Source organism: Streptomyces sp. NPDC026672, from assembly GCF_040638185.1.
Lineage (GTDB): Bacteria > Actinomycetota > Actinomycetes > Streptomycetales > Streptomycetaceae > Streptomyces.
Map to the genome: position 1 here is coordinate 110,558 of NZ_JBEZXS010000001.1, position 22,937 is coordinate 133,494.

At 73.6% G+C, this 22,937-nt stretch carries 23 protein-coding genes; 7 read left to right on the forward strand and 16 right to left on the reverse strand.

Annotated elements, in window-relative coordinates:
• Positions 1 to 198 precede the first annotated feature (198 nt).
• Entirely contained in the window at positions 199 to 1,002 is an 804-nt protein-coding gene (locus tag AB0F77_RS00500) for an enoyl-CoA hydratase-related protein (RefSeq protein ID WP_361938959.1), read from the forward strand.
• A gap of 86 nt (positions 1,003 to 1,088) precedes the next feature.
• Here AB0F77_RS00500 and AB0F77_RS00505 read toward each other — a convergent pair whose 3' ends face one another.
• Positions 1,089 to 1,679, reverse strand: coding sequence for a DNA-3-methyladenine glycosylase I (locus AB0F77_RS00505; RefSeq protein WP_361938962.1), 591 nt, complete (start codon positions 1,677 to 1,679; stop codon positions 1,089 to 1,091).
• Positions 1,676 to 2,029, reverse strand: a complete 354-nt coding sequence (locus AB0F77_RS00510; RefSeq protein ID WP_361938964.1) for a DivIVA domain-containing protein — start codon at positions 2,027 to 2,029, stop codon at positions 1,676 to 1,678. The genes AB0F77_RS00505 and AB0F77_RS00510 overlap by 4 nt, the downstream gene beginning before the upstream one ends.
• A 125-nt stretch (positions 2,030 to 2,154) precedes the next feature.
• Between AB0F77_RS00510 and folP the strand changes: the two genes are divergently transcribed.
• Complete coding sequence (gene folP / locus AB0F77_RS00515; protein WP_361938967.1) at positions 2,155 to 3,015, forward strand: dihydropteroate synthase; 861 nt, start codon at positions 2,155 to 2,157, stop codon at positions 3,013 to 3,015.
• An 80-nt stretch (positions 3,016 to 3,095) separates the two neighbouring features.
• Here folP and AB0F77_RS00520 read toward each other — a convergent pair whose 3' ends face one another.
• Positions 3,096 to 3,854 carry a TIGR00730 family Rossman fold protein gene (locus AB0F77_RS00520; protein ID WP_361938970.1) on the reverse strand — a complete coding sequence of 253 codons (759 nt, stop codon included), beginning with the start codon at positions 3,852 to 3,854 and terminating at the stop codon, positions 3,096 to 3,098.
• 110 nt (positions 3,855 to 3,964) lie between these two features.
• On the reverse strand, positions 3,965 to 5,044 hold the full coding sequence (gene dapE, locus AB0F77_RS00525; RefSeq protein ID WP_361938973.1) for a succinyl-diaminopimelate desuccinylase: 1,080 nt from the start codon (positions 5,042 to 5,044) through the stop codon (positions 3,965 to 3,967).
• A 94-nt stretch (positions 5,045 to 5,138) separates the two neighbouring features.
• Here dapE and AB0F77_RS00530 point away from each other — a divergent pair, with 94 nt between their 5' ends.
• Entirely contained in the window at positions 5,139 to 6,248 is a 1,110-nt protein-coding gene (locus tag AB0F77_RS00530; RefSeq protein WP_361938976.1) for a heavy metal transporter, read from the forward strand.
• A 294-nt stretch (positions 6,249 to 6,542) separates the two neighbouring features.
• Positions 6,543 to 6,932, forward strand: coding sequence for an ATP-binding protein (locus tag AB0F77_RS00535; protein WP_361938979.1), 390 nt, complete (start codon positions 6,543 to 6,545; stop codon positions 6,930 to 6,932).
• 142 nt (positions 6,933 to 7,074) lie between these two features.
• On the opposite strand, the gene AB0F77_RS00540 is transcribed toward AB0F77_RS00535, so the two are convergent.
• Positions 7,075 to 8,172 (reverse strand): bifunctional succinyldiaminopimelate transaminase/glutamate-prephenate aminotransferase, encoded by a 1,098-nt coding sequence (locus tag AB0F77_RS00540; protein WP_361938982.1) that lies wholly within the window; start codon positions 8,170 to 8,172, stop codon positions 7,075 to 7,077.
• Positions 8,173 to 8,287: 115 nt separating this feature from the next.
• Positions 8,288 to 8,608, reverse strand: coding sequence for a ferredoxin (gene fdxA, locus AB0F77_RS00545; protein WP_018571242.1), 321 nt, complete (start codon positions 8,606 to 8,608; stop codon positions 8,288 to 8,290).
• A 140-nt stretch (positions 8,609 to 8,748) separates the two neighbouring features.
• On the opposite strand from fdxA, the gene AB0F77_RS00550 reads away from it, so the two are divergent.
• Positions 8,749 to 10,032, forward strand: a complete 1,284-nt coding sequence (locus AB0F77_RS00550) for a GNAT family N-acetyltransferase (RefSeq protein ID WP_361938986.1) — start codon at positions 8,749 to 8,751, stop codon at positions 10,030 to 10,032.
• 32 nt (positions 10,033 to 10,064) lie between these two features.
• Positions 10,065 to 10,916, forward strand: coding sequence for a transglutaminase-like domain-containing protein (locus tag AB0F77_RS00555; protein ID WP_361938989.1), 852 nt, complete (start codon positions 10,065 to 10,067; stop codon positions 10,914 to 10,916).
• A 25-nt stretch (positions 10,917 to 10,941) separates the two neighbouring features.
• On the opposite strand, the gene AB0F77_RS00560 is transcribed toward AB0F77_RS00555, so the two are convergent.
• From AB0F77_RS00560 to AB0F77_RS00595, 8 genes are all read right to left on the reverse strand, one after another.
• Positions 10,942 to 11,556 carry a response regulator transcription factor gene (locus AB0F77_RS00560; RefSeq protein WP_361938992.1) on the reverse strand — a complete coding sequence of 205 codons (615 nt, stop codon included), beginning with the start codon at positions 11,554 to 11,556 and terminating at the stop codon, positions 10,942 to 10,944.
• Positions 11,553 to 12,758 (reverse strand): sensor histidine kinase, encoded by a 1,206-nt coding sequence (locus tag AB0F77_RS00565; protein ID WP_361938995.1) that lies wholly within the window; start codon positions 12,756 to 12,758, stop codon positions 11,553 to 11,555. The genes AB0F77_RS00560 and AB0F77_RS00565 overlap by 4 nt, the downstream gene beginning before the upstream one ends.
• Entirely contained in the window at positions 12,755 to 13,495 is a 741-nt protein-coding gene (locus tag AB0F77_RS00570) for an ABC transporter permease (RefSeq protein WP_361938998.1), read from the reverse strand. Before AB0F77_RS00570 ends, AB0F77_RS00565 begins: the two co-directional genes overlap by 4 nt.
• Entirely contained in the window at positions 13,492 to 14,418 is a 927-nt protein-coding gene (locus AB0F77_RS00575; protein ID WP_361939001.1) for an ABC transporter ATP-binding protein, read from the reverse strand. Before AB0F77_RS00575 ends, AB0F77_RS00570 begins: the two co-directional genes overlap by 4 nt.
• Before the next feature lie 164 nt (positions 14,419 to 14,582).
• Positions 14,583 to 16,802: a hypothetical protein gene (locus AB0F77_RS00580; protein ID WP_361939004.1), complete on the reverse strand. Its 2,220-nt coding sequence runs from the start codon at positions 16,800 to 16,802 to the stop codon at positions 14,583 to 14,585.
• Between the two features lie 156 nt (positions 16,803 to 16,958).
• Positions 16,959 to 17,375, reverse strand: coding sequence for a DUF6113 family protein (locus AB0F77_RS00585; protein ID WP_361939007.1), 417 nt, complete (start codon positions 17,373 to 17,375; stop codon positions 16,959 to 16,961).
• Positions 17,372 to 18,235 (reverse strand): N-acetyl-1-D-myo-inositol-2-amino-2-deoxy-alpha-D-glucopyranoside deacetylase, encoded by an 864-nt coding sequence (gene mshB / locus AB0F77_RS00590; protein ID WP_361939010.1) that lies wholly within the window; start codon positions 18,233 to 18,235, stop codon positions 17,372 to 17,374. The genes AB0F77_RS00585 and mshB overlap by 4 nt, the downstream gene beginning before the upstream one ends.
• A 57-nt stretch (positions 18,236 to 18,292) precedes the next feature.
• On the reverse strand, positions 18,293 to 18,487 hold the full coding sequence (locus AB0F77_RS00595; RefSeq protein ID WP_361939013.1) for a hypothetical protein: 195 nt from the start codon (positions 18,485 to 18,487) through the stop codon (positions 18,293 to 18,295).
• A gap of 190 nt (positions 18,488 to 18,677) precedes the next feature.
• Between AB0F77_RS00595 and AB0F77_RS00600 the strand changes: the two genes are divergently transcribed.
• Positions 18,678 to 20,795 (forward strand): prolyl oligopeptidase family serine peptidase, encoded by a 2,118-nt coding sequence (locus AB0F77_RS00600; protein WP_361939016.1) that lies wholly within the window; start codon positions 18,678 to 18,680, stop codon positions 20,793 to 20,795.
• 123 nt (positions 20,796 to 20,918) lie between these two features.
• On the opposite strand, the gene AB0F77_RS00605 is transcribed toward AB0F77_RS00600, so the two are convergent.
• Complete coding sequence (locus AB0F77_RS00605) at positions 20,919 to 21,968, reverse strand: dipeptide ABC transporter ATP-binding protein (protein ID WP_361939019.1); 1,050 nt, start codon at positions 21,966 to 21,968, stop codon at positions 20,919 to 20,921.
• Positions 21,961 to 22,935, reverse strand: coding sequence for an ABC transporter ATP-binding protein (locus AB0F77_RS00610; protein ID WP_361939022.1), 975 nt, complete (start codon positions 22,933 to 22,935; stop codon positions 21,961 to 21,963). The genes AB0F77_RS00605 and AB0F77_RS00610 overlap by 8 nt, the downstream gene beginning before the upstream one ends.
• Positions 22,936 to 22,937: the final 2 nt, after the last annotated feature.

Here is a 22,937-nt window from a genome sequence, read left to right on the forward strand (position 1 = left end):
TGACTGCGATACTGCGCCGCCGCGCGGATCTCCCCCCTCGAATTCCGGTCGGCTTCCGGTCGGCTTCCGGTCGTCCTTTTCTTTGACGCAGGTCACACGTGCCCTCCGGGTCCCGGAAGGAGTTCTCCGCCATGCTGTGCTCCAGACACCGGCGTACCGCTCGGTACGTCCGGGCCGCGACACCGGAGGGGATGCGCCATGGCCGACACCGTGCTCTACGAGGTGGCCGACGGACTCGCCACGATCACGCTGAACCGCCCCGAGGCGATGAACGCGCTGAACATCGCCGCCAAGGCCGCCCTGCGGGACGCGGCGCGGGCCGCGGCCGACGACGACGCCGTACGGGCGGTGCTGCTGACCGCGGCGGGCGACCGGGCGTTCTGCGTGGGCCAGGACCTCAAGGAGCACGTCGGGCTGCTCGCGGCCGACCGGGAGACGGGCTCGCGCGACACGATGACCACGGTGAGCGAGCACTACAACCCGATCGTGCGGGCGCTCACCGGGGCGGCCAAGCCGGTCGTCGCCGCCGTGAACGGGGTCGCGGCCGGCGCGGGCCTCGGCTTCGCGCTCGCGGCGGACTACCGGTTGGTGGCCGACACCGCGTCCTTCAACACCTCCTTCGCCGGGGTCGCGCTGACCGCCGACTCCGGGATCTCGTGGACGCTGCCGCGGGTCGTCGGGCCCTCGCGCGCCACCGACCTGCTGCTGTTCCCCCGGACCATCGGCGCGCAGGAGGCGTACGACCTCGGGATCGCCAACCGGATCGTGCCGGCCGCCGAGCTGCGGACCGAGGCGGAGGGCGTCGCGCGGGCGCTCGCCGAGGGGCCGACGGTGGCGTACGCCGCGATCAAGGAGGCCGTGGCCTACGGGCTGACCCACACCCTGGACGAGACGCTCGCCAAGGAGGACGAGCTCCAGACCCGGGCGGGCACCTCAGAGGACCACACGATCGCGGTCGAGGCGTTCGTGAAGAAGCAGCGGCCGAGGTATCTGGGCCGGTGAGGTGATGACGGCCGCGGCGGGGCGGGCGCGGGAGGCGGTGGCGCCCCGGGCCCGTCCCACCCGGACGGGCGGGCGGGCGCGCCGCCTCAGTCGGCGGGCGTGCGTGCCACGCAGGCCCGCAGGTGGTCGTCGACCAGGCCGCACGCCTGCATCAGGGCGTACGCCGTGGTCGGGCCGACGAAGCGCAGGCCCCGCTTCTTCAGCTCCTTCGACAGGGCCGTCGACTCCGGGGTGATCGCGGGGACGTCGGACAGGGTCTCGGGGGCCGGGCGGGCGGCCCGGTCCGGGGCGTGGGACCAGATCAGGGCGTCCAGCTCGTCGGGCGCCCAGTCGGCGAGCACCCGCGCGTTGGCCAGCGTGGCGTCGATCTTCGCGCGGTTGCGGATGATGCCCGGGTCGGCGAGGAGGCGCGTGCGGTCGTCGTCGGTGAACGCCGCGACCTTCTCGATCCGGAAGTCCGCGAAGGCGGCGCGGAAGCCCGGGCGGCGGCGCAGGATCGTGATCCAGGACAGGCCCGACTGGAAGGCCTCCAGGCTGAGGCGCTCGAACAGGGCGTCGTCGCCGTGGACCGGGCGGCCCCACTCCTCGTCGTGGTACGCCACGTAGTCCTCCGTGGACAGCGCCCACGGGCAGCGCGGCAGGCCGTCCGGGCCGGTGACCGCGGCGCCGTCGCTCACTGGTGGTCCTCCGGGTGGGCGGGCTTGTCCAGCCGGACGTGCGCGGCGGACTGGGCGCCGGCCAGGGCGGACTCCAGGTCGGTGATCCGGGCGTCGCGCTCCGCGAGTTCCGCGGCGAGTCGGCCCAGGGCGTCGTCCACGTCCGCCATGCGGTAGCCGCGGACGGCGAGGGGGAAGCGCAGGCTCTCCACGTCCGCGCGGCCGACCGGGCGGTCCAGGGGCAGCGGGTCCGACAGGCGGTCCGGCGCGGCCTCCGGGAGGGGGGCGCTCTCGCCGCCGCCCACCACGGCGAGGGTCACCGCGGCGACCACCACGGCCAGCGCGACGACCAGGAACAAGAACATAACCATCGCTGGGTCCCCACGCTCGATGTGCTCGTTGTCGAAAGTGTCAGGGTCCGATCGTGCCATGCGACGCTGACAGTTAGGGTCGCAGGCGGCCGTAAGGCGGGACGCACGAGGAGAGGTCACAGTCGATGCTCAGGCTGGGCAGGCGGGAATTCGGGCCGCACGAGCAGGTGATCATGGCGATCGTGAACCGGACGCCGGACTCCTTCTACGACCAGGGCGCCACCTTCCGTGACGAGCCGGCGCTCGCCCGCGTGGAGCAGGCGGTGGCCGAGGGGGCGGCGATCGTCGACATCGGCGGGGTCAAGGCCGGGCCGGGGGACGAGGTCGGCGCCGAGGAGGAGGCGCGGCGCACGGTCGGGTTCGTGGCGGAGGTGCGGCGGCGGTTCCCGGACGTGGTGATCAGCGTGGACACCTGGCGGGCCGAGGTCGGCGAGGCGGTGTGCGAGGCCGGGGCGGACCTGCTGAACGACGCGTGGGGCGGGGTGGACCCGGGGCTCGCGGAGGTCGCGGCGCGGTACGGGGCGGGGCTGGTGTGCACCCACGCGGGCGGGGCGCAACCGCGGACCCGGCCGCACCGGGTGGAGTACGAGGACGTGATGGCGGACATCCTGCGGGTGACCGTGGGGCTCGCCGAGCGGGCGGTGGCGCTGGGGGTGCCGCGGGAGTCGGTGCTGATCGATCCCGGGCACGACTTCGGGAAGAACACGCGGCACAGCCTGGAGGCGACGCGGCGGCTCGGGGAGATGGCGCGGACGGGGTGGCCGGTGCTGGTGTCGCTGTCCAACAAGGACTTCGTCGGGGAGACGCTGGACCGGCCGGTCAAGGAGCGGCTGCTCGGCACGCTGGCGACGACCGCGGTGTCGGCGTGGCTGGGGGCGACGGTGTACCGGGTCCACGAGGTGGCCGAGACGCGCCAGGTGCTCGACATGGTGGCGTCGCTCGCCGGCTGGCGCGAGCCCGCCGCCACCCGCCGGGGCCTGGCCTGACCGTCTCGCCACCCGCGCCGCCCGCGCGGCCGCGAGGCCCCGCCGGGGAGCCGTGACGCTCCCCGGCCGAGCCCCCGTGGCTAGCGGCCCGCTTCCTTGGAGACCAGGGCCACCGCTTCCTCCACGTCGTCCGTGACGTGGAACAGGAGGAGGTCCTTCTCGGCGGCCTTGCCCTGGGCCACCAGGGTGTTCTTGAGCCAGTCGACCAAGCCGCCCCAGTACTCGGTGCCGAAGAGCACGATCGGGAAGCGGGTGACCTTCTGGGTCTGGACGAGGGTGAGCGCCTCGAAGAGTTCGTCCAGGGTGCCGAGCCCGCCGGGCAGGACCACGAACCCCTGCGCGTACTTCACGAACATCATCTTGCGGACGAAGAAGTACCGGAAGTTGAGGCCGATGTCGACGTAGGGGTTGAGCCCCTGCTCGAAGGGCAGCTCGATGCCGAGGCCGACCGAGACGCCACCCGCCTCGCACGCCCCCTTGTTCGCCGCCTCCATGGCGCCGGGCCCACCGCCGGTGATCACCGCCCAGCCCGCGTCCACGAGCCCTCGTCCGAGCCGTACGCCCGCGTCGTACTCCGCCGAGTCCACCGGTGTACGCGCGGAGCCGAACACGCTGATCGCGGCCGGGAGTTCGGCGAGCGTGCCGAAGCCCTCGATGAACTCCGACTGGATGCGCAGCACCCGCCAGGGGTCCGTGTGGACCCAGTCCGAGGGCCCGCCCGCGTCCAGCAGCCGCTGGTCCGTCGTGCTGGCCGTCACCTGGCCGCGCCGGCGGAGGACGGGTCCGAGCCGCTGTTCCTCCGGAGGCTGCTTCTTGCCCTCGGGGTTGCCAGTAGCCATGTGCGCTCCCTCCACGTGCAGGACCTTCCGGGTCAGCGTAGATCGCCGCGGGTTACGGGCGGGGGACCTCGGCATGTCCGCCGCGGACCGGCCCCACCGCCCGGCCCGGATCAGCTTGTCAGCCAGGCCCGCAGCCGCTCCTCGCCCGCCAGGATCTTGGCGGTGTCCACCCTTTCGTCCCGCTTGTGCGCCAAGTACGGATTGCCGGGGCCGTAGTTGACCGCCGGAACCCCGAGCGCGGAGAAGCGGGAGACGTCCGTCCAGCCGTACTTGGGCCGCGGCTCGCCGCCGACCGCCTCGATGAAGGCCGCCGCGGCCGGGTGGGAGAGGCCGGGCAGCGCGCCGCCGCTGTGGTCGTCGACCACGAACTCCTCGACCCCGCAGTCCGCGAAGACCTCCCGGACGTGGGCGAGGGCCTCCTCCTCGGTGCGGTCGGGGGCGTAGCGGAAGTTGACCGTGACCACGCACTCGTCGGGGATGACGTTGCCCGCGACGCCACCGCCGATGCCGACGGCGTTCAGGCCCTCGCGGTACTCCAGGCCGTCGATGACGGGGCGGCGGGGTTCGTAGGCGGCGAGCCGGGACAGGATCGGCGCGGCCGCGTGGATCGCGTTGGAGCCCATCCAGCTCCGCGCCGAGTGGGCCCGCTCGCCCGAGGTCCTGAGCAGCACGCGCAGGGTGCCCTGGCAGCCGCCCTCCACCTCGCCGTCCGAGGGTTCCAGCAGGACCGCGAAGTCGCCCTCCAGCCACTCCGGGTGGGCCTCGGCGACGTGCTTGAGTCCGTTGAGGTCGGCCGCGACCTCCTCGTTGTCGTAGAAGACGAACGTCAGGTCCCGGTTGGGGGCGGGGACAGTGGCCGCGATGCGCAGCTGCACGGCGACCCCGGACTTCATGTCGCAGGTGCCGCAGCCCCACAGGACCCCGTCCTCGTCCAGCCGCGAGGGCACGTTGTCCGCGATCGGCACGGTGTCGATGTGCCCGGCGAGGATCACCCGCTCCGGCCGGCCGAGGTCGGTGCGGGCGATCACGTTGTTGCCGAACCGGTCGACGGTGAGGTGCGGCAGGGCGCGCAGCGCGCTCTCGACGGCGTCCGCGAGCGGCTTCTCGGTGCCGCTCGCGGAGGGGAGGTCGACGAGTCGCGCGGTGAGCGCGGCGGCGTCGAGGGTGAGGTCAAGGGAGGTGTCGGCCATGGTCCCGACCCTAACGCGCCACCCCGCGCGCGGGGCCCGTACCAGGCGGCGCACCCGTCACTGACGGCCCAGTCGCCTCCAGTACCTTGTACGCGTGTCAGTGCCCTCCCCCACTCCCCCTGGGCGTCGCCGCGGCCGTCTCCTGCGGTTCGGCGCGGCCCTCGTGATCCTGTTCGCCCTCGCCGGCTACCTCGTGGTGCAGTACGTCACCGGGGGCGGGGGCGCCCCGGGCTGCAAGGTGGTGTCGGGCAGAACCGACGGGAAGGCGTACGAGTTCACGCCCGAGCAGGCGGTGAACGCGGCGACGATCGCGGCCGTCGGGACCGGGCGGGGCATGCCCGAGCGGGCGGTGACCATCGCGCTGGCGACCGCGCTCCAGGAGTCGGGGCTGCGCAACATCGAGCACGGCGACCGGGATTCGCTGGGCCTGTTCCAGCAGCGGCCCTCGCAGGGCTGGGGCACCGAGAAGCAGATCATGGACCCGGCGTACGCGGCGGGCATCTTCTACGAGCACCTGGCCAAGGTCCCGCACTACGAGTACCTGCCGCTCACGGTGGCCGCGCAGCGGGTGCAGCGCAGCGGCTTCCCGGAGGCGTACGCCAAGCACGAGCCGGACGCGACGCTGCTGTCGGCGGCGCTGACCGGGGAGGCCGCGGCCACGCTGACCTGCGAGGGCCGTCAGCGGGCGGGGACGGCCGCCGCGGCGGCCGGCGCCGATGTGACGCGGCCGGGCCCCGACGCCGTACGGGCCGCGCTGGTAAGGGACTTCGGGCGCGACGCGTTGCAGGAGGCCGGTGCCGAGGTGGGAAAGGGTGCGGCCGGGGCCGAGGGCGAGGGTGCGACGCCGACGCCCACGCCGAGCCTGACCGCCGAGGCGCGGGGGCGGACCGTGACGGTTCCGGTGCCGGAGGGCACGAAGAAGGACGCCGAGGGGCGCGGCGAGCTGGAGCGCGGGTGGCAGCTGGCGCACTGGGCGGTGGCCAACTCGGCGGCGTTGCAGATCCGTCAGGTCGTGTACGCGGGGCGGGTGTGGTCCGCCGGGAGCACGGACAGCCGGTGGCGGCCGAACGGGACGGCCGGGAGCGCCGGGACGGGGAACGGGGGCGCCCAGGAGGCGGCGGGACCGGCCGGAGCCGGGTCCGACGAGGCTGGGTCCGACGAGGCGGGGTCCGTCGGGGCCGTGCGGATCGTCACCGGGCAGTAGGGGCGGGCAGTCGTACGAAGGGTCACTCGCGGGGGTCACCGCGGGCGGTGCGGAGCGGCCGGGTGCGCGGGGGCGCGCGCCGGCCCTCCCGGGCGGGGAAAGCCCTTGGGAACAGGGCGGCGTAAGGATTCCGCACCGGTTCCGGGCAGGGGACCTTTGCCCTTTTTTATCCACACCCGATAATGCGATGCGTTATCAATTCTTTACCTTGGTGCTGCGCAACCTTCACGGGTCTCGAGCGGTAGTCACGACGTCCGCAGGACAGTTCATCGTTCTTCCGTCGAATGGAGCATCATGTCCCTCCCCCTGCCCCGCCGGCTCGCCCGTACCGCGCTGCTCCTCGCAGCGGGAGCGGCAGCCGGGGTCGGCGCGGCCGGCTCCGCCAGTGCCGCCCCGAGTCTCCCGGCCACCCCGAACCTCGGCGGGCTGACCGCCCTGGACACGGCGAACGTCGGCACCACGGTCGAGAAGGCGGTGCCGGCCGTGGGTGAGACCGGCGGCAAGGCCGTGAAGAAGGTGACGCCCGCGGCGCAGAAGGCGGCGGGCGGGGTGGCCGGCTCCGCCGGGGACGTCCTCGGCGACACGGCCGCGTCCGCCACGAAGGGCGGCCTGCCCACGGACGGCCTCCCCACGCAGGGGCTGACCGAGGGCGGTCTCCCCACGGGGGCGCTGCCGCTGGGCTAGGGCGTGTTTCGAAAGCAGCGCCGTCCGCCCGGAGGCCAGGCGGGACTTTCGAAACACGCCCTAGGCGGATCCGGCCGGCCGGCTCACGGGGTCCGGGGAGTTCCCCGGGCCCCGTTTCCCCTGTCGGTGGGGAACGTCGCGGCTACGCGGTCAGACGGGCGACCGCCGCCCGCACCCGCTCGTCCGTCGCCGTCAGGGCCACGCGGACGAAGGAGGCGCCCGCCTCGCCGTAGAAGTCGCCGGGGGCCGCCAGGACGCCCAGGTCGGCCAGGTGGGCGATCGTCGTCCAGCAGGGCTCGTCGCGGGTGGCCCACAGGTAGAGGCTGGCCTCGCTGTGCTCGATGCGGAAGCCGTGGGAGAGCAGGGCGTCCCGCAGGGCCGTGCGGCGGGCGGCGTAGCGCTCGCGCTGCTCGTGGACGTGCGTGTCGTCGGAGAGCGCCGCCACCACCGCCGCCTGCGTCGGCGCCGAGGTCATCATGCCGCCGTGCTTGCGGATCTCCAGCAGGGGCCCGAGGACGGCCGGGTCGCCCGCCAGGAACGCCGCGCGGTAGCCGGCGAGGTTGGAGCGCTTGGAGAGGGAGTGGACGGCGACGATGCCGTCGTACGAGCCGCCGTTGACGTCGGGGTGCAGCACCGAGACCGGGTCGGCCTCCCAGCCCAGTTCGAGGTAGCACTCGTCGGAGAAGACCAGCACGCCGTGCTCGCGGGCCCAGGCGACGATCCGGGCCAGCCGCTCCTTGCCGAGCACCTCGCCAGTCGGGTTGGACGGGGAGTTCAGCCACAGCAGCCTGAGGTTCGCCGGGTCCAGCTCGGTCGGGTCGTCGTAGACCTCGTGGTCCGCGCGGGCCAGCCGGGCGCCGACCTCGTACGTCGGGTAGGCGAGGCGCGGGAACGCGACCCGGTCGCCCGGGCCGAGGCCGAGCTGCGTGGGCAGCCAGGCGACGAGTTCCTTGGAGCCGACGATCGGCAGCACGTGGCGGTGGGTGATCCCGCGGGCGCCGAGGCGGCGCCCGACCCAGCCCGTGATCGCGTCGCGCAGCGCCGGCGTGCCCCAGACCGTCGGATAGCCCGGGGAGTCGGCCGCGTCGATCAGGGCCTTCTGGACCAGGTCCGGAACCGGGTCGACGGGGGTGCCGACGGACAGGTCGACGATGCCGTCCGGATGCGCCGCGGCCGTCTTCCGGTACGGCTCCAGCTTGTCCCAGGGGAAGGTGGGCAGACGGTCGGAGACTGCGGACACGGTGGGTTGCTCACTTTCGTCGGATACTGCGAACGCCCCGGTCCCGTACGGCGGCGATCAGGGCGATCGGGGCGTACGGGACCGAGGCGGCACGAGCGTGCGGGCCGTCGGACGGCTACTCGGCCTGCGGCGGGAGCGCGGCGACGAACGGGTGGTCGCGCTCGATCAGACCGAGCTTGCTGGCGCCGCCGGGAGAGCCGAGCTCGTCGAAGAACTCGACGTTCGCCTTGTAGTAGTCCTTCCACTCCTCCGGCACGTCGTCCTCGTAGAAGATCGCCTCGACCGGGCAGACCGGTTCACAGGCACCACAGTCGACGCATTCGTCCGGGTGGATGTACAAGGACCGCTGGCCCTCGTAGATGCAGTCGACCGGGCACTCCTCGATGCACGCCTTGTCCTTCACGTCTACACAAGGCTGCGCGATGACGTAGGTCACGCTGTCGTTCCTCCTCGATAGGGCGCTGGCGGGCCTCCGCAGGCTCCGCCGCCTGGCGCGCGGGAGCGCGGCGTCGTCGATGCCCGCCCCTAGTATCTCCGTTCTTGGGCATGATCCGAACAGGAGGGGTGAACTGACCTGTGGAAATCTCTGCCGCCGGGCGACTCGAGGTCCGGATCACCGCTGCTGACGTGGGTAAACGAGTCTCCGTACGGCGCTTGCGGGAGGCTGTAGGGCCGGGTGAGAAGTTCACCGACACGGTGGGTGTTCTCACATCCTGGGACGACGGTGTGCTGCTGATCACACGGAAGGACGGGGAGAGCGTCCGGATCGCGGAGTCCTCGCTGGTCGCGGGCAAGGTCGTGCCTCCGGCACCGGCCCGCCGCCGGGGCCCCGCGGCCGACTACGAGGAACTGGCGCGGATCTCCGCCCGGGCGTGGCGGCCGGTGGAGAGCGAGCGGCTGGGCGAGTGGGAGCTGCGGGCGGCCGGCGGGTTCACGCGGCGCGCGAACAGTGTGCTGCCGCTCGGGGACCCGGGGCTCCCGCTCGACGCGGCGCTGGAGGCCGTGCGGCGCTGGTACGGCGTGCGGGGGCTGCCCGCGTACGTCCAGACGGCCACCGGGGGCGAGGGCACGCAGGAGTCGCTCTGCGCCGAGCTGGAGCGGCGGGGCTGGACGCGCGAGGTGAGCGCCGAGGTGTGGACCGGAGCCCTGGCCCCGCTCGCCGACCGGGCGGAGGGCACGGGAGTGACGCTGTCCCGCGAGACGAACACCGCCTGGCTGGCCGCCTACGAGCGCAAGGACCTGACCGGGACGGCCCTGCGGGTGCTGACGAGCGGCCCCTCGGTGTGGTTCGCCCGTATACCCGTCACGGCCACGGGCACGCCGGGCACGGACGCCGCCACCGCCGCGCAGGACGCCTCTGCCACCGCCACGCAGGACGTCCCCGCCACCGCCACGCAGGACGTCCCCGCCACCGCCACGCAGGACGTCCCCGCCACCGCCACGCAGGACGTCCCCGCCACCGCCACGCAGGACGTGCCCGCCACCGCCACGCGGGACGTGCCCGTCGGCGGCGCGCAGGACCTCGCCGCCCCCACCACGCGGGACGTCCCCGTCGGCGGCGCCGACCTGCCCGCCGCGCCGCGGGGCGTGCCCGCCGCCATCGGGCGGATGGTCGTCGACGGGCGGTGGGCCGGGTTCGCGGCCGTCGCGGTGGGGGACGCGTTCCGGCGGCGGGGGCTGGCGACCGAGGTGATGGCGGCACTGGCCCGGCGGGCGCTGGAGGAGGGGGCGTCGGCGGCCTGGCTGCAGGTCGAGTCGGACAACGTCGGGGCGCGGGCGCTCTACACCCGGCTCGGCCTCGCCCCGCACCACGTCTACCACCACTACCGCGCGCCGGACGCCCCCGGCGCCGGGCGCTAGTGCGGAACGCCGTGAAAGGGCACGATCGAGCCATGCCACCCCTGCGTCCCCCGTCCCCGGAGCGCTCCGCCGAGCTGCGGCTGCGGTTCGCCGAGGAGGCGCGCTCGGAACGGCCCGACCTGTCGGCGCTGTGTCTGCTGATCGGCGCGGAGGCGGACGGCGCCCTCGACGACACCGGTCTGGACGAGGCGCAGCTGGAGCTGGACCGGCTGGCCGGGCTGCTGCCGTACCGGCCGGGCGGACCCGCGGCCTGGGCCGAGGCGCTGCGCCGGCTCCTGGGCGAGCGGCTGGAGTTCCACGGCACCCCGGCCGACTACGGGCGGCTGGACTCGTCGCTGCTGCACACGGTGCTGCGGCGCCGGCGCGGGCTGCCGATCCTGCTGTCGGTGGTCTGGACGGAGGTGGCGCGACGGGCGGGGGCGCCGGTGTACGGGGTCGCCCTGCCGGGGCACTTCGTGGTGGGCCTCGGGACCGCCGGGCAGCGGGTGCTGGTCGATCCGTTCGACGGCGGCCGGGTGCTCACGGGCACGGACGCCGCGCTGCTGGTCGCCGGGACGACGGGTACACCGCTGGAGGAGTCGATGCTGGTGCCCGCGGCGCCGGTGGACGTCGTACGGCGGATCCTGAACAACGTCCGGGCGTGGGCGGCGGCCCGGCCCGAGCGGTCGGACGTCGGGCTGTGGGCGGTCGACCTGTCGCTGCTGCTGCCCTCGCACCCGGCCGCGCTGCGCTACGAGCGGGCCCAACTGCTGGTCCAGCGCGGCGAGTTCGTCGCGGGGGCCGCCGAACTGGACGCCTACGCGGAGTTGGTGGCGGCGGTCGACGGACCGGCGGCCGAACGGGTACGCCACCAGGCGAACGCGGCCCGCGCCAAGCTCAACTAGGCCCGGTCCGACAAGCCCCGGCGCGCTACAGCCAGCCCTTCTCGTGGGCCGTGCGGACGGCCTCGGCGCGGTTGCGCACGGCCAGCTTCTGGATGGCGGTGGAGAGGTAGTTGCGGACCGTGCCCTGGGACAGGTGCAGGGCGTGGGCGAGTTCGGCGTTGGTGGAGCCGTCGGCGGCCGCGCGCAGCACCTCGCGTTCGCGGTCGGTGAGCGGGTTGGCGCCCTCGGCGAGGGCCGCCGCCGCGAGCGTGGGGTCGATGACGCGCTCGCCGGCCAGCACCTTGCGCACCGCCTCGGCGAGTTGGGCCGCGGGGGCGTCCTTGACGAGGAACGCGTCGGCGCCCGCCTCCATGGCGCTGCGCAGATAGCCGGGGCGGCCGAAGGTGGTGAGGACGACGAGCTTGAGCGCGGGGAACTCGCGGTGCAGCGTGGCCGCCGCCTCGATGCCCGTACAGCCGGGCATCTCGATGTCGAGCAGCGCCACGTCCACGTCGTGCTCGCGTGCGGCGGGCAGCACCTCGTCGCCGCGGGCGACCTGGGCGACGACCTCGATGTCGTCCTCCAGCCCGAGCAGGGCGGCCAGGGCCTCGCGGACCATCGACTGGTCCTCGGCGAGGAGGACCTTGATCGTGCTGCTCATGCCCGGGATCCTACGTCGGCGGACGGAGCCGCCGGCACCCGGGCGACCAGCCGGAACCCGTGTCTGACGCGGCCCGCGTCCAGGGTGCCACCGACCTTCTCCAGGCGTTCGGTCAGCCCGGTCAGACCGTTGCCGGGGCCCTTGCCCGAGTCGCCCGATCCGTCGTCCTCGACGGAGAGTTCGAGGACCGGGCCGTCGAGGGTCTGGCGGTGCAGCAGCTCCACGGTGCAGCGTGCGGCGCCGCTGTGCCGTACGACGTTGGTGACGGCCTCGCGCAGCGCCCAGGCGAGAGCGGACTCGGTGTCCTCGGGGACCGTGCCGAGGCCGGGTTCGGCGGGGACGCGGGCGACGACCCCGGCGGCGGTCAGCGCGACCTGGGCGCCGGCGAGTTCGGCGGCGAGGCGGGGGCGCCGGTAGCCGGTGACGGCCTCGCGGACGTCGACGAGGGCCTGACGGCTCACCTGCTCGATGTCGGCGACCTGCTGGGCGGCCTTGCCGGGGTGGTCGGGCAGCATCCGCCCGGCCAGCTCGCTCTTGAGCGTGATCAGGGAGAGCGAGTGCCCGAGCAGGTCGTGCAGGTCGCGGGCGAGGCGCAGGCGCTCCTCGTTGGCGGCGAGCTGGGCGACGGTGGCGCGGGCCTTGCGCAGTTCGACGGTCGTGCGGACGAGCTGTCCGACGCCGGTCATCGCGAAGCCGATGAGGAGCACCAGCAGCAGGAGGTTGCCGGCCTCCTCCAGGTCCACCCGCCAGCCGACGAGCAGCACCAGTCCGCCGGTCGCCGGGACCGCCCAGTAGGCGGCGCGCGGGGGCAGGGTGGCCCCGCAGCCGACGGAGACGTAGCAGTACAGGCCGAGCCACGCCGAGCCCAGGGTCAGGGTGAGGACGGTCGCGAGGACGCCCATGAGGACAAGCAGTCCGACGACGACGCGCGGGCTGAAGGGCGAGCCCATGTTGCGGAAGACCAGCGCCAGATAGGCGCCGACGAACACGGTCAGGCCCAGCCAGCCGCCGGCGGTGCCGGCCGCGGAGTGGTCGCCGGTGGCGAGGTCGTGGACCGGTGAGCTGAGGAAGACGAGCCAGACGCCTATCCACACCAGCTTGCGCAGCACGAGGTCGCGGTTGTTGTTGCGGGGGGCGAGCCCGAGGGGGATCAGCGCTTCCCGTCGTGCCTCCCCCGACCGGGAGTCCGTCACGGTGCTCACGCCTTCAGCGTGTCCTTCCGGTAGAGCCAGGCCGCGCCGCCCGCGAACAGGACGAAGAAGACGGCGAGGACGGCGACGTCCTGTGCCTCGGGGGCACGGCTCTGTTCGATGGCCCGTCCCAGGGCGGCGTACGCGTGGGTGGGCAGCCACCTGGCGATGTCCTGGAGCCACTGCGGGAACGTGGTCGTCGGCATCCACAGGCCGCCGAGGATCGAGAGCCCGAAGTAGGTGATCATCGTGATGGGGCGGACGGCGTCCCCGCTGGCGAGATAGCCGAGGGCGACGCCGAGCGCGGCGAAGACCAGGCTGCCGGCCCAGATGGCACCGGTGAGGGCGAGCCACTGCCAGGCGTCGAGGCGGACGTCCTTGACGGCCGCGGCGACGACGAAGACGACCACGATGGACGGCAGGCTGACGACGGCCGCGCTCGCGGTCTTGGCGAGGACGTAGCCGCGTCCGGGCAGGGGGGTCAGCCGCAGCTGCCTGACCCAGCCGCTCTCGCGCTCCTTGGCGATGCGCTCGCTGTTGCCCATCAGGACGGCGGTGAGCGCGCCGAAGGAGGCCATGGAGACCATCATGTACGTCGGCAGGGTCAGCCCCGTGCCGTCGACGGTGTCGGTGGAGTCGGTGTTGCCCGCGATGAGCAGGAACAGGGCCGAGGGGTAGATCACCGAGAAGAACAGGAACTTGCGGTTGCGCAGGGCGCGGGTGAGTTCGAGCTTGATCAGGCTGTTCACGACTGCTTGGCCTCCTCGGCCTCGGTGAGGGCGACGAACGCCTGCTCGAGTCCGAGCCCGGCGACTTCGAGGTTGCGGGGGTAGAGGCCGAGGCCGTAGAGGGCGTGCACGGTGGCGTCGGCGTCGGTGGAGCGGATCCGGACGGTGGGCCCGGACACGGCGAGCGCGGTGAGGAAGGGCAGGCCGCGCAGGGCCGTCTCGTCGATGCTCCCCTCCAGGTCGAAGGAGATGCGGCGGGCGCCCGCCTTGGCCTTGATCTCGGCGGCGGTGCCGTCGGCGAGGAGCCGGCCGCGGTGCAGGACGAGCACCCGGTCCGCGATCGCGTCGGCCTCTTCGAGGTAGTGGGTGGCGAACAGGACCGTGCGGCCCCGGTCGGCCTGTTCGCGCATGGTCGCCCAGAACGCCTGGCGGGCGGAGACGTCCATCCCGGTGGTGGGTTCGTCCAGGACGATGAGGTCGCTGTCGCCCGCGGTGGCGAGGGCGAAGCGGACCCGCTGGGCCTGGCCGCCGGAGAGCTTGTTGACCTTGCGGTCGGCGATCTGTGTGACGCCGGCGCGGGCGAGCACGTCGGCGGGGGCGAAGGGCTTGGGATGCAGGGCGCAGGCCAGCTTGACCAGTTCGGCGACGGTGACCTCGTCCATCAGGCCGCCGCTCTGGAGCATGGCGCCCACCCGGCCGGCGACGATCGCCTCGCGGGGGCCGGTGCCGAAGACGCGGACCGTGCCGCTGTCGGGCTGTTTGAGGCCGAGGAGGAGGTCGAGGGTGGTGGACTTGCCGGCGCCGTTCGGGCCGAGCAGCGCCACGGTCTCCCCCGGGTGCAGCCGGAGCGAGAGGCCGTCGACGGCCCGCACGCTCCCGTAGACCTTGCTCACCTGGTCGAACCCCACCGCCGGGGCCGCGGTGGCCGTCTCTGTCGTTGTCATGGCCCCATGCTGGCCGGACGGGGCCGGACTCCGGCAGTGCCGTGGGTCCTGACTGCCGGATGACAGATGTCATGTGCCCCGGGTGACGGGGCGCCAGGACGCGCGGAGGGCACCCGGCGATGCCGGGTGCCCTCCCAGGTCCCCCAAGTCCCTGCCGGGACCGGCTAGTTCGCGTCCGTGGGGATCACGCCTTCCCGCTTCGTCGTGCTGAGCAGGGCCTGCCGCAGGGCGCCGTACACGTCCTGGGGCGTGACGGCCGTCTTCTGGCCGGTGCCCCGGGTGATGAGCACACCGTCGAAGGTCTGGCCGTACAGCTCCTTCAGCGCGTTCAGGTCGGGGCTGTCGACGAGCTTGCCGTCGACGGCCTTCACCTTGAGGAACTTCCACAGGGAGTTCTGCGGGCTGAACTCGATGGAGTGGGCGGCGTCGGTGCGCACGACGACGTTGGCCGACATCGCGGGCTGCGCGAACTCCTTCATCTCCCGGTCGACCTCGGCGTTGGAGACCGTCGGCTGCCGGGTGGTCGTCGGCACGGCGACCGGCGCCGCCGTGCCCGTCTCCACCATCGTCCGGTACGCCTCCGCGACCGCGCGGCTCGCCTGGCCCGCGTCGATGCCCTTGCCCGCCTTGCCGTAGACGGCGACCGCCTTGCCGGACTGGAAGGTGATGCCGCCGTCGGTGACCGAGCCGGAGCCGGAGCCGCCGCCCGCGGTCTGGAGCGCGGCCTGGAGCTTCTCCTCGTCGACCGGCATGACGGGCTCGACGACCCGCTGCCTGCCGAACAGCGAGCCGATCACGGTGACCGGGTTGTAGTCGCTGGTGGCGGCGTCGGCGACGGTGCTCTGGTAGTCGAACTGGAGCCCGGCCTTGTCCGGCACGAGGTCGAGGGGCTTGCCGCCGACCGTCAGCTTCAGCGGCTTGCCGACCCGGTTGCCGAAGGTGTCGTCGAGCTTCCTGACCGCGTCGTCGCGGGTGCCGCCGCCGATGTCGATGCCGAGCACGGTGGTGCCCTTGGGGACGTCGGTGCGGTTCATCAGCAGACCGGCGCCGTAGACACCGCCGCCGATGACGACCAGGCCGACGACGAGCAGGACGACCTTGCTGCGGCCCTTCTTCTTGGGCCTGGCCGAGGCGGGCGCGCTCTGCGGGGTCGGCTCGGGCAGCTTCGGGGGCGTGTGCGCCGTGGGGCCGTCGGCGAACGGCGTGCCGCCGGTGGGCGTGACGACCGGGATGCCGCTGGTGACGGTCTGGCCCGAGATGTTGTCGGCCGGGTTGCCGTAGCCGGGCGTGCCCGGTCCGGGGGCCTGCTTCTGCGGGGTGAGGACCGCGGTGTCGTCGCTCAGGCCGCCGCCGGGGAGACCCGCGCCGGGCACTGCGCCGGGACCGGGCCGCCGGCCGGGAGCGCCGGGGCCGCCGGGACCGCGGCCGCCCGGTGCGCCGGGCACGGCCGGGGCGCCGAAGGGCTCGCCCGGTTCCATGCCCCGGTCGCCCGTCGCGGGCGGCGCCATCGGGCCGTCGCCGGTGACCGGGCCGCCGGTGGGGCCGGCCGGGCCGCCCTGGCCGCCGAAGCCACCCGGGCCGCCGGGAGCGCCGGGGCCGCCCTGGCCGCTGGCGCCGTCGTGGCCGCCGCCGGGCTCGGTGAAGTACGGCAGGTCGTCGCGGCGGTGCTCGCCGGTGGCGCCGGGCCGTGCGCCGTTGCCGCCGAGGGGGCCCGCGGCGAGTGCCTCGGTGACGTCGAAGGAGCCGGTGCCGCCGCCGTGGCCGGGGGCGACGGGGCCGCCGGTGGCGCCGCCGGGCAGGCCCGCGCCGTTGGTGCCGCCGGTGCCGGGGCGGGAGCCGCCGCCCGGGACGCTCATGGAGCCGACGACACCGCCGGGCCGGGGAGCGCCGGGCCGGGCGCCGGGCGCGGCACCGGGCCGCGGGGCGCCGGGCGCCGAAGTCCCGGCCATGCCCGCGCCGTTGGTGCCCGCGCCGCCCTGACCGCCCTTGGCCGGGCCGGACTTGCGGGGCGCGAACCAGTCGTTCGCCTTCTCCTCGGCCGCGGGCGCGGCGGGTTCGGCGGGCGTCTCCGGTGCGCGGGCGGCGGCGGGGGCGGGCTTGGGCTGCGCGTCGGCGGCCGTGTCGTCGGCGGCGGGGCCGTCGGCGTCGGCGACGGGCGTGCGGACGACCACGGGCGGAATGGGCCGCGATCCGGGGATGTTGATCCGGATACGGGTCGTCAGCGTGGTCTCGGTCTTGCGCTCCTCCGGCTGCGCGGCCGCGCGGCCCGCGTCGGTGCCGTCGCCGGAAACCATGGGGGTTCCGTACGGCGGCGTGCCCGAGGGGTATGCGGCTCCGCCGCGCCCGTTGGGCCCGGAGGACGGAGTGTCAGTTTCACGACTCAAGGCAGGTTCTCCCGGTTGGCTCCGCCGCCCGTCACGACCTTGCGCGGGCGGCTCGGCGGCGCGCACCACCATACTGGCCACTTCTGACCGGTATCCCACGACCGCCGTGGAAACCCACACGGCACGTGCACGTGTGCCCCACGGCGAAGTGGTACGTCATTTGGCAAGTCGGGCGCCGTCGCCGCCCGGTTGCCCGCCCGATCCGAGGGTGGCACAGATCACAGCCACGGCCATTCCGCCGAGCAGGAAGAGGTAGGAGCCGCTTCCCGCGCCGAACAGGAAGTCTCCCTCGGGGCGGTTGGCGACGAGCAGGATCACGCTGATCATCCAGCCGGCCACCGGCGCGACCGCCCCGGCGCGCGAGCCCATGGCGCGTGCTCCGCCGAGGAACAGGCCGGCCGCGCCCGCCAGGGCGAGCAGCAGTCCGCCGGGGAACCAGCCCGCTTGCACCAGCGAACCGGTGGCCCCGACGACCCCGCCGAGCACGAGCAGCAGGGCGTGGGCGGCGATCCGCCCGGCGGAGGGGCGCTGCATCGGCTGGGCGAGCGCGGGACCGCGTCCGGTCGTACTCATGACGCCTCCCCGGCGGTCGTGCCGATACCGGCGAACAGATCGGTCTCGTCGTGCGCCTCGCCGCTCACCAGCTCGTAGTACTCGGTGGTGAACAGCGGCTGGGCGAGCTCGTTGGAGAGCGCGAAGCAGGAGCCCGCCACCTCGATCTGGGTGGCGTGGGCGCGCATCGCGGCGGCCTTGGCGGCCGCGTGGGCGCCGCCGTCGACCGCGGTGGTGATCCGGTCGGCGGCCACCACGCCGGGCAGATCGTCCACGGCGGCGGCCTTGGCGAAGGGGAGGCCGGGCAGCTCGTCGGCGAGCCGGGCGAAGGCGGCCTCGGCGACGGGGCGCGGGACGCGGTTCCAGTAGACCTTGGCGATCCGGTGCCCGGCCTCGGTGGCCAGCTCGACGGCGCGCATGGCGACGCGGTGGGCCTGGATGTGGTCGGGGTGGCCGTAGCCGCCGTTGTCGTCGTAGGTGACGAGGACCTGGGGGCGCACCTCCAGGACGATCCGGGCGAGCAGGCCCGCGGCCTCGTCGACGTCGGCCCGCCAGAAGCAGCCCGGGTCGTTGTTGTCGGCCAGGCCCCTCATCCCGGAGTCGCCGTAGCGCCCGGCGCCGCCGAGGAGGCGGACGTCGGTGACGCCCAGTGCGCGCGTGGCGGCCGTGAGCTCGCCCAGCCGGTGCTCGCCCAGGGCGGCGCCGGTCAGGTGCCGCAGGGACGGCGGGATGACCTCGCCGCGTTCGCCGAGGGTGCAGGTCACCAGGGTCACCCGGGCACCCTCGGCCGCGTACCTGGCCATGGTCGCGCCGTTGTTGATCGACTCGTCGTCCGGGTGCGCGTGCACCAGGAGCAGACGGCGGTCTGGCAGTTCCGTCATGCGTCCCACCCTACGAGGCGGCGCCGGGGGCGCCGCACGGCACGGGGTGGAGCGGGGTCAGAACTTGATGCTGCCGATCATGCTGGCGACGTTGGTCGTGAGTTCGCTGATGGTGGGGGCGACCGTCGAGGAGGCGAGATAGAAGCCGAGGAGCATGCAGACGGCCGCGTGACCGCCCTTCAGCCCTGACTTCTTGATCAACAGGAAGACGATGATCGCCAGCAGCACCACCGCCGAAATCGAGAGTGCCACGGCGGTTCACCTCCAAATGTCCCGGGGATTCGGGGGGTTCGGACTATGGGGGGTGTAGATCGGTACAGCAAATCCATACGGTTGCCAGCAGGTTGATACCCACGCAGCGGTAGTGATCATAACTATCCGTGCTCGCGCATCGCGCGGCGCACAGCCGCACAAGGGGGCGCATGGCCAATATGGTCGGGGCATGACGACCGAGCCCGACTCCTTCCCCCGGCGGCACGCCCGCACCCAGCGGTTCACGCTCGGCGTGCCGCGCGCGTTCACCGCCGCTCCCGACGGTTCCCGTGTCGTGTTCCTGCGCTCCGGCTCCGGCACGGACCGGGCCAACTCCCTGTGGGTGCTGGACGTGACGGACGGCACGGAGCGGGTGGCGGCCGATCCGCGCGCCCTGCTCGGGGGCGCCGCGGAGCACCTCTCCGCCGAGGAGCGGGCCCGCCGCGAGCGCAGTCGCGAGGGCGGCGCCGGCATCGTCGGCTATGCCACCGACACGGCCGTGGAATTGGCGTCTTTCACCTTGTCAGGGCGGCTTTTCACGGCCGAGCTGCGGGTCGGCACGGCACGTGAACTCCCGGTCGGGGGGCCGGTCCTGGACCCCCGCCCGGCACCCGACGGACGGCACGTCGCGTACGTCGTGCGGGGCGCCCTGCGGGTGGTGGGCGCCGAGGGCGACGGCGACCGGCCGCTGGCCGAGCCGGAGTCCGACGGGGTCGCCTACGGGCTGGCCGAGTTCGTCGCGGCCGAGGAGATGGGGCGCGCCCGCGGCTTCTGGTGGGCGCCGGAGTCGGACCGGCTGCTGGTGGCGCGCACGGACGACACGCCGGTGGGCCGCTGGTGGATCGCCGACCCCGCCCATCCGGAGCGTGAGCCACACCACGTCGGCTACCCGGCGGCGGGCACCGCGAACGCGGAGGTGCGGCTGTTCGTGATCGGCCTGGACGGGTCGCGCACGGAGGTGCTCTGGGACCGGGAACGCTATCCGTATCTGGCGCGAGTGCACTGGTCAGAGGCGGGTGCGCCGCTGCTGCTCGTGCAGGCGCGGGACCAGCGCAGCCAGCTGTTCCTGGCCGTGGACCCGGAGACCGGGACGACCCGGATGGTGCACGCGGACGAAGATCCAACATGGCTGGAACTTTTCCCCGGAGTGCCCTGCTGGAGCCCGTCCGGACAGCTGGTGCGGATCGCCGACGAGGGTGGTGCGCGGGTGCTCGCGGTGGGGGAACGTCCGCTGACGGGAGCCCAGTTGCACGTGCGTGCGGTGCTCGACGTCACCTCCGACGACGTGCTGGTCTCGGCGTCCGCGGGTGAGGAGGCGGAGACGGCCGAAACCGGTGAGGTGCATGTCTACCGGGTGAGCGAGCTCGGTGTCGAGCGCGTGTCCCAGGAGCCCGGGGTGCACTCGGCGGTGCGGGCGGGCGCGGTGACCGTCCTGGTCTCCGCGACCCTGGACCGGCCGGGGTCGCGGGCCCGGGTCCTGCGTGACGGAAAACCGACGGCGACTGTCATGTCGTACGGGGAAGACCCCGGTTTGTCCCCCCGGGTGGTCCTCACCGAGGGGGGCGCACGCCGAATTCCGTGCGCCGTGCTCATGCCACGGGACTACCACACCGACACACCCCTGCCGGTTTTGCTGGACCCCTACGGGGGTCCGCACGGCCCCCGGGTGGTCGCCGCGCACAACGCGCACCTGACCTCGCAGTGGTTCGCCGACCAGGGCTTCGCGGTGGTCGTCGCCGACGGCCGGGGCACGCCGGGCCGCTCCCCCGCCTGGGAGAAGGCGGTCCACGGGGACTTCACGGTCTCCCTGGACGACCAAGTGGAGGCGCTGCACGCGCTCGCCGAGCGGTATCCGCTGGACCTCTCCCGGGTGGCGATCCGCGGCTGGTCCTACGGCGGCTGGCTGGCCGCCCTCGCCGTGCTGCGCCGCCCCGACGTCTTCCACGCGGGCATCGCGGGCGCCCCGGTCACCGACTGGCGACTGTACGACACCCACTACACCGAGCGGTACCTGGGCGACCCCGGACGGGACCCGCGGGCGTACGCGCACAGCTCGCTCGTCACCGACGACGGGCTGTCCGACCCGGCCGAGCCGCAGCGCCCGCTGATGATCGTGCACGGCCTGGCGGACGACAACGTGGTGGCCGCCCACACCCTGCGCCTGTCCTCGGCGCTGCTGGCGGCCGGACGCCCGCACCAGGTGCTCCCGCTGTCCGGTGTGACCCACATGACCCCGCAGGAGCAGGTCGCGGAGAACCTGCTCCTGCTCCAGGTCGACTTCCTCAGGCGCGCCCTGCACGTAACGTGACAAAACACCGTCAATCGCGTTAACACGCAGGCAACTTCACGGAAGCGGTACCGATATACGGACGCGCCACGCTGAACAACGTACGGCCGTGCGGGTGCCGTGAACGGGCCGGGGTGCGCCATGTCACCCCGGCCCGTTGCCCTGCTCCTCCACCGGCACCACCTGCTTCTCTTCCGCAAAGTGGCAGGCCGAGTCGTGCGCCGCGGGCCCGGTCGTGAACCGGAACTCGGCGGGCACGGCGAGCGCCGGCACCTCCAGCGCGCACCGCTCCCGCGCCTTCCAGCAGCGGGTGCGGAAGCGGCAGCCGGAGGGCACCTGCGTCGGGGACGGGACGTCGCCGGAGAGGATGATCCGCTCACGGTGCTCACGGGCCTCGGGGTCCGGCACGGGCACCGCGGACAGCAGCGCCTGGGTGTACGGGTGCGTGGGATGGTCGTAGATCTCGGCGTCCCGGCCGATCTCCACGATCCGTCCCAGGTACATCACCCCGACCCGGTCCGAGATGTGCCGCACGATCGACAGGTCGTGCGCGATGAACACGTACGACAGGTCGAACTCGTCCTGGAGCCGCGCCATCAGGTTGATCACCTGGGCCTGGACCGACACGTCCAGCGCGGAGACCGGCTCGTCGGCGACGATCACCTCGGGCCGCAGCGCGAGGCCGCGGGCGATGCCGATGCGCTGGCGCTGCCCGCCCGAGAACTGGTGCGGGTACCGGTTGATGTACTCCGGGTTGAGACCGACGACGTCCAGCAGTTCCCGCACCCGTCTGCGCCGGTCGCCCTTCGGGGCCACCTCGGGATGGATCTCGAAGGGCTCCCCGATGATGTCGCCCACCGTCATCCGCGGGTTGAGCGAGGTGTACGGGTCCTGGAACACCATCTGGATGTTGCGGCGCACCGCCTTCAACGCCCGCCCCGACAGCCGGGTGATGTCCTCGCCCTTGAACCGGATCGAACCGTCCGTCGGGCGCTCCAGGTTGCACAGCAGCCGCGCGACGGTGGACTTGCCGCAGCCCGACTCGCCCACGATGCCCAGGGTCTCGCCCCGGTCCAGCGTGAAGTCGACGCCGTCGACGGCCTTGACGGCGCCGACCTGCTTCTTGAACAGGATGCCCCGGGTGAGCGGGTAGTGCTTGACGAGTCCGCTGACCTCCAGGATCGGCTCAGTCATGGAGGCACTCCCTCCAGAAGTGGCAGGCGCTGGCGCGGTCCTCGGCGACCTCGGCCAGTGGGGGCTCGTCGGTGCGGCACACGTCCCGGGCCAGCGGGCAGCGGGGGTGGAAGGCGCAGCCGGGCGGGATGTCCATGAGGTTGGGCGGCAGGCCCTTGATGGCGTACAGCTCCTGGCCCTTCTGGTCCAGGCGCGGGATGGAGTCGAGCAGACCGCGGGTGTAGGGGTGCGCGGGAGCCTTGTAGATGTCGTGGACCGGGGCCTGTTCGACGATCCGGCCCGCGTACATCACGGCGATGCGGTCGGCGACGTCGGCGACCACCCCGAGGTCGTGGGTGATCAGGACGAGCCCCATGGCGTACTCCCGCTGGAGCTCCGCGAGCAGATCCATGACCTGGGCCTGGACGGTGACGTCGAGGGCGGTGGTGGGCTCGTCGGCGATGACGAGCGCGGGCTCCAGGGCCAGCGCCATGGCGATCATGATGCGCTGGCGCATGCCGCCGGAGAACTGGTGCGGGTAGTCGCGCACCCGCTGGGCTGCGCCCGGGATGCGCACCCGGTCCATCAGCTCGACCGCCCTGGCCCGCGCCTCCTTCCTGGAGGCCCCGCGGTGCACCACGAACATCTCGCCGAGCTGGTCGCCCACGGAGATCACGGGGTTGAGGGCGGACAGCGCGTCCTGGAAGATCATCGCCATCCCGGCGCCCCGGATCCTGCGCCGCTCCTCCTCCTTGAGCTTCAGCAGGTCCTGCCCCTGGAAGAGGATCTCCCCTCCGGTGATCCGGCCGGGCGGCATGTCGAGGATGCCCATGACGGCCTGCGCGGTCACGGACTTGCCCGAGCCGGACTCGCCGAGCACGGCGAGGGTCTCGCCCGCGTCCACTCCGTAGGTGACCCCGTTGACGGCTTTGGCGACACCGTCGCGGGTGCGGAACTCCACGTGCAGATCACGCACTTCGAGCAGCACGT

Coding starts and splice junctions, on each gene's coding strand:
- AB0F77_RS00510 (WP_361938964.1), bottom strand. CDS start 2,029: ATGGTTATGTTCTTGTTCCTGGTCGTCGCGCTGGCCGTGGTGGTCGCC.
- folP (WP_361938967.1), top strand. CDS start 2,155: ATGCTCAGGCTGGGCAGGCGGGAATTCGGGCCGCACGAGCAGGTGATC.
- AB0F77_RS00555 (WP_361938989.1), top strand. CDS start 10,065: ATGCCACCCCTGCGTCCCCCGTCCCCGGAGCGCTCCGCCGAGCTGCGG.
- AB0F77_RS00520 (WP_361938970.1), bottom strand. CDS start 3,854: ATGGCTACTGGCAACCCCGAGGGCAAGAAGCAGCCTCCGGAGGAACAG.
- AB0F77_RS00535 (WP_361938979.1), top strand. CDS start 6,543: ATGTCCCTCCCCCTGCCCCGCCGGCTCGCCCGTACCGCGCTGCTCCTC.
- AB0F77_RS00605 (WP_361939019.1), bottom strand. CDS start 21,968: ATGACTGAGCCGATCCTGGAGGTCAGCGGACTCGTCAAGCACTACCCG.
- AB0F77_RS00575 (WP_361939001.1), bottom strand. CDS start 14,418: ATGACAACGACAGAGACGGCCACCGCGGCCCCGGCGGTGGGGTTCGAC.
- AB0F77_RS00600 (WP_361939016.1), top strand. CDS start 18,678: ATGACGACCGAGCCCGACTCCTTCCCCCGGCGGCACGCCCGCACCCAG.
- dapE (WP_361938973.1), bottom strand. CDS start 5,044: ATGGCCGACACCTCCCTTGACCTCACCCTCGACGCCGCCGCGCTCACC.
- AB0F77_RS00500 (WP_361938959.1), top strand. CDS start 199: ATGGCCGACACCGTGCTCTACGAGGTGGCCGACGGACTCGCCACGATC.
- AB0F77_RS00585 (WP_361939007.1), bottom strand. CDS start 17,375: ATGAGTACGACCGGACGCGGTCCCGCGCTCGCCCAGCCGATGCAGCGC.
- AB0F77_RS00560 (WP_361938992.1), bottom strand. CDS start 11,556: ATGAGCAGCACGATCAAGGTCCTCCTCGCCGAGGACCAGTCGATGGTC.
- mshB (WP_361939010.1), bottom strand. CDS start 18,235: ATGACGGAACTGCCAGACCGCCGTCTGCTCCTGGTGCACGCGCACCCG.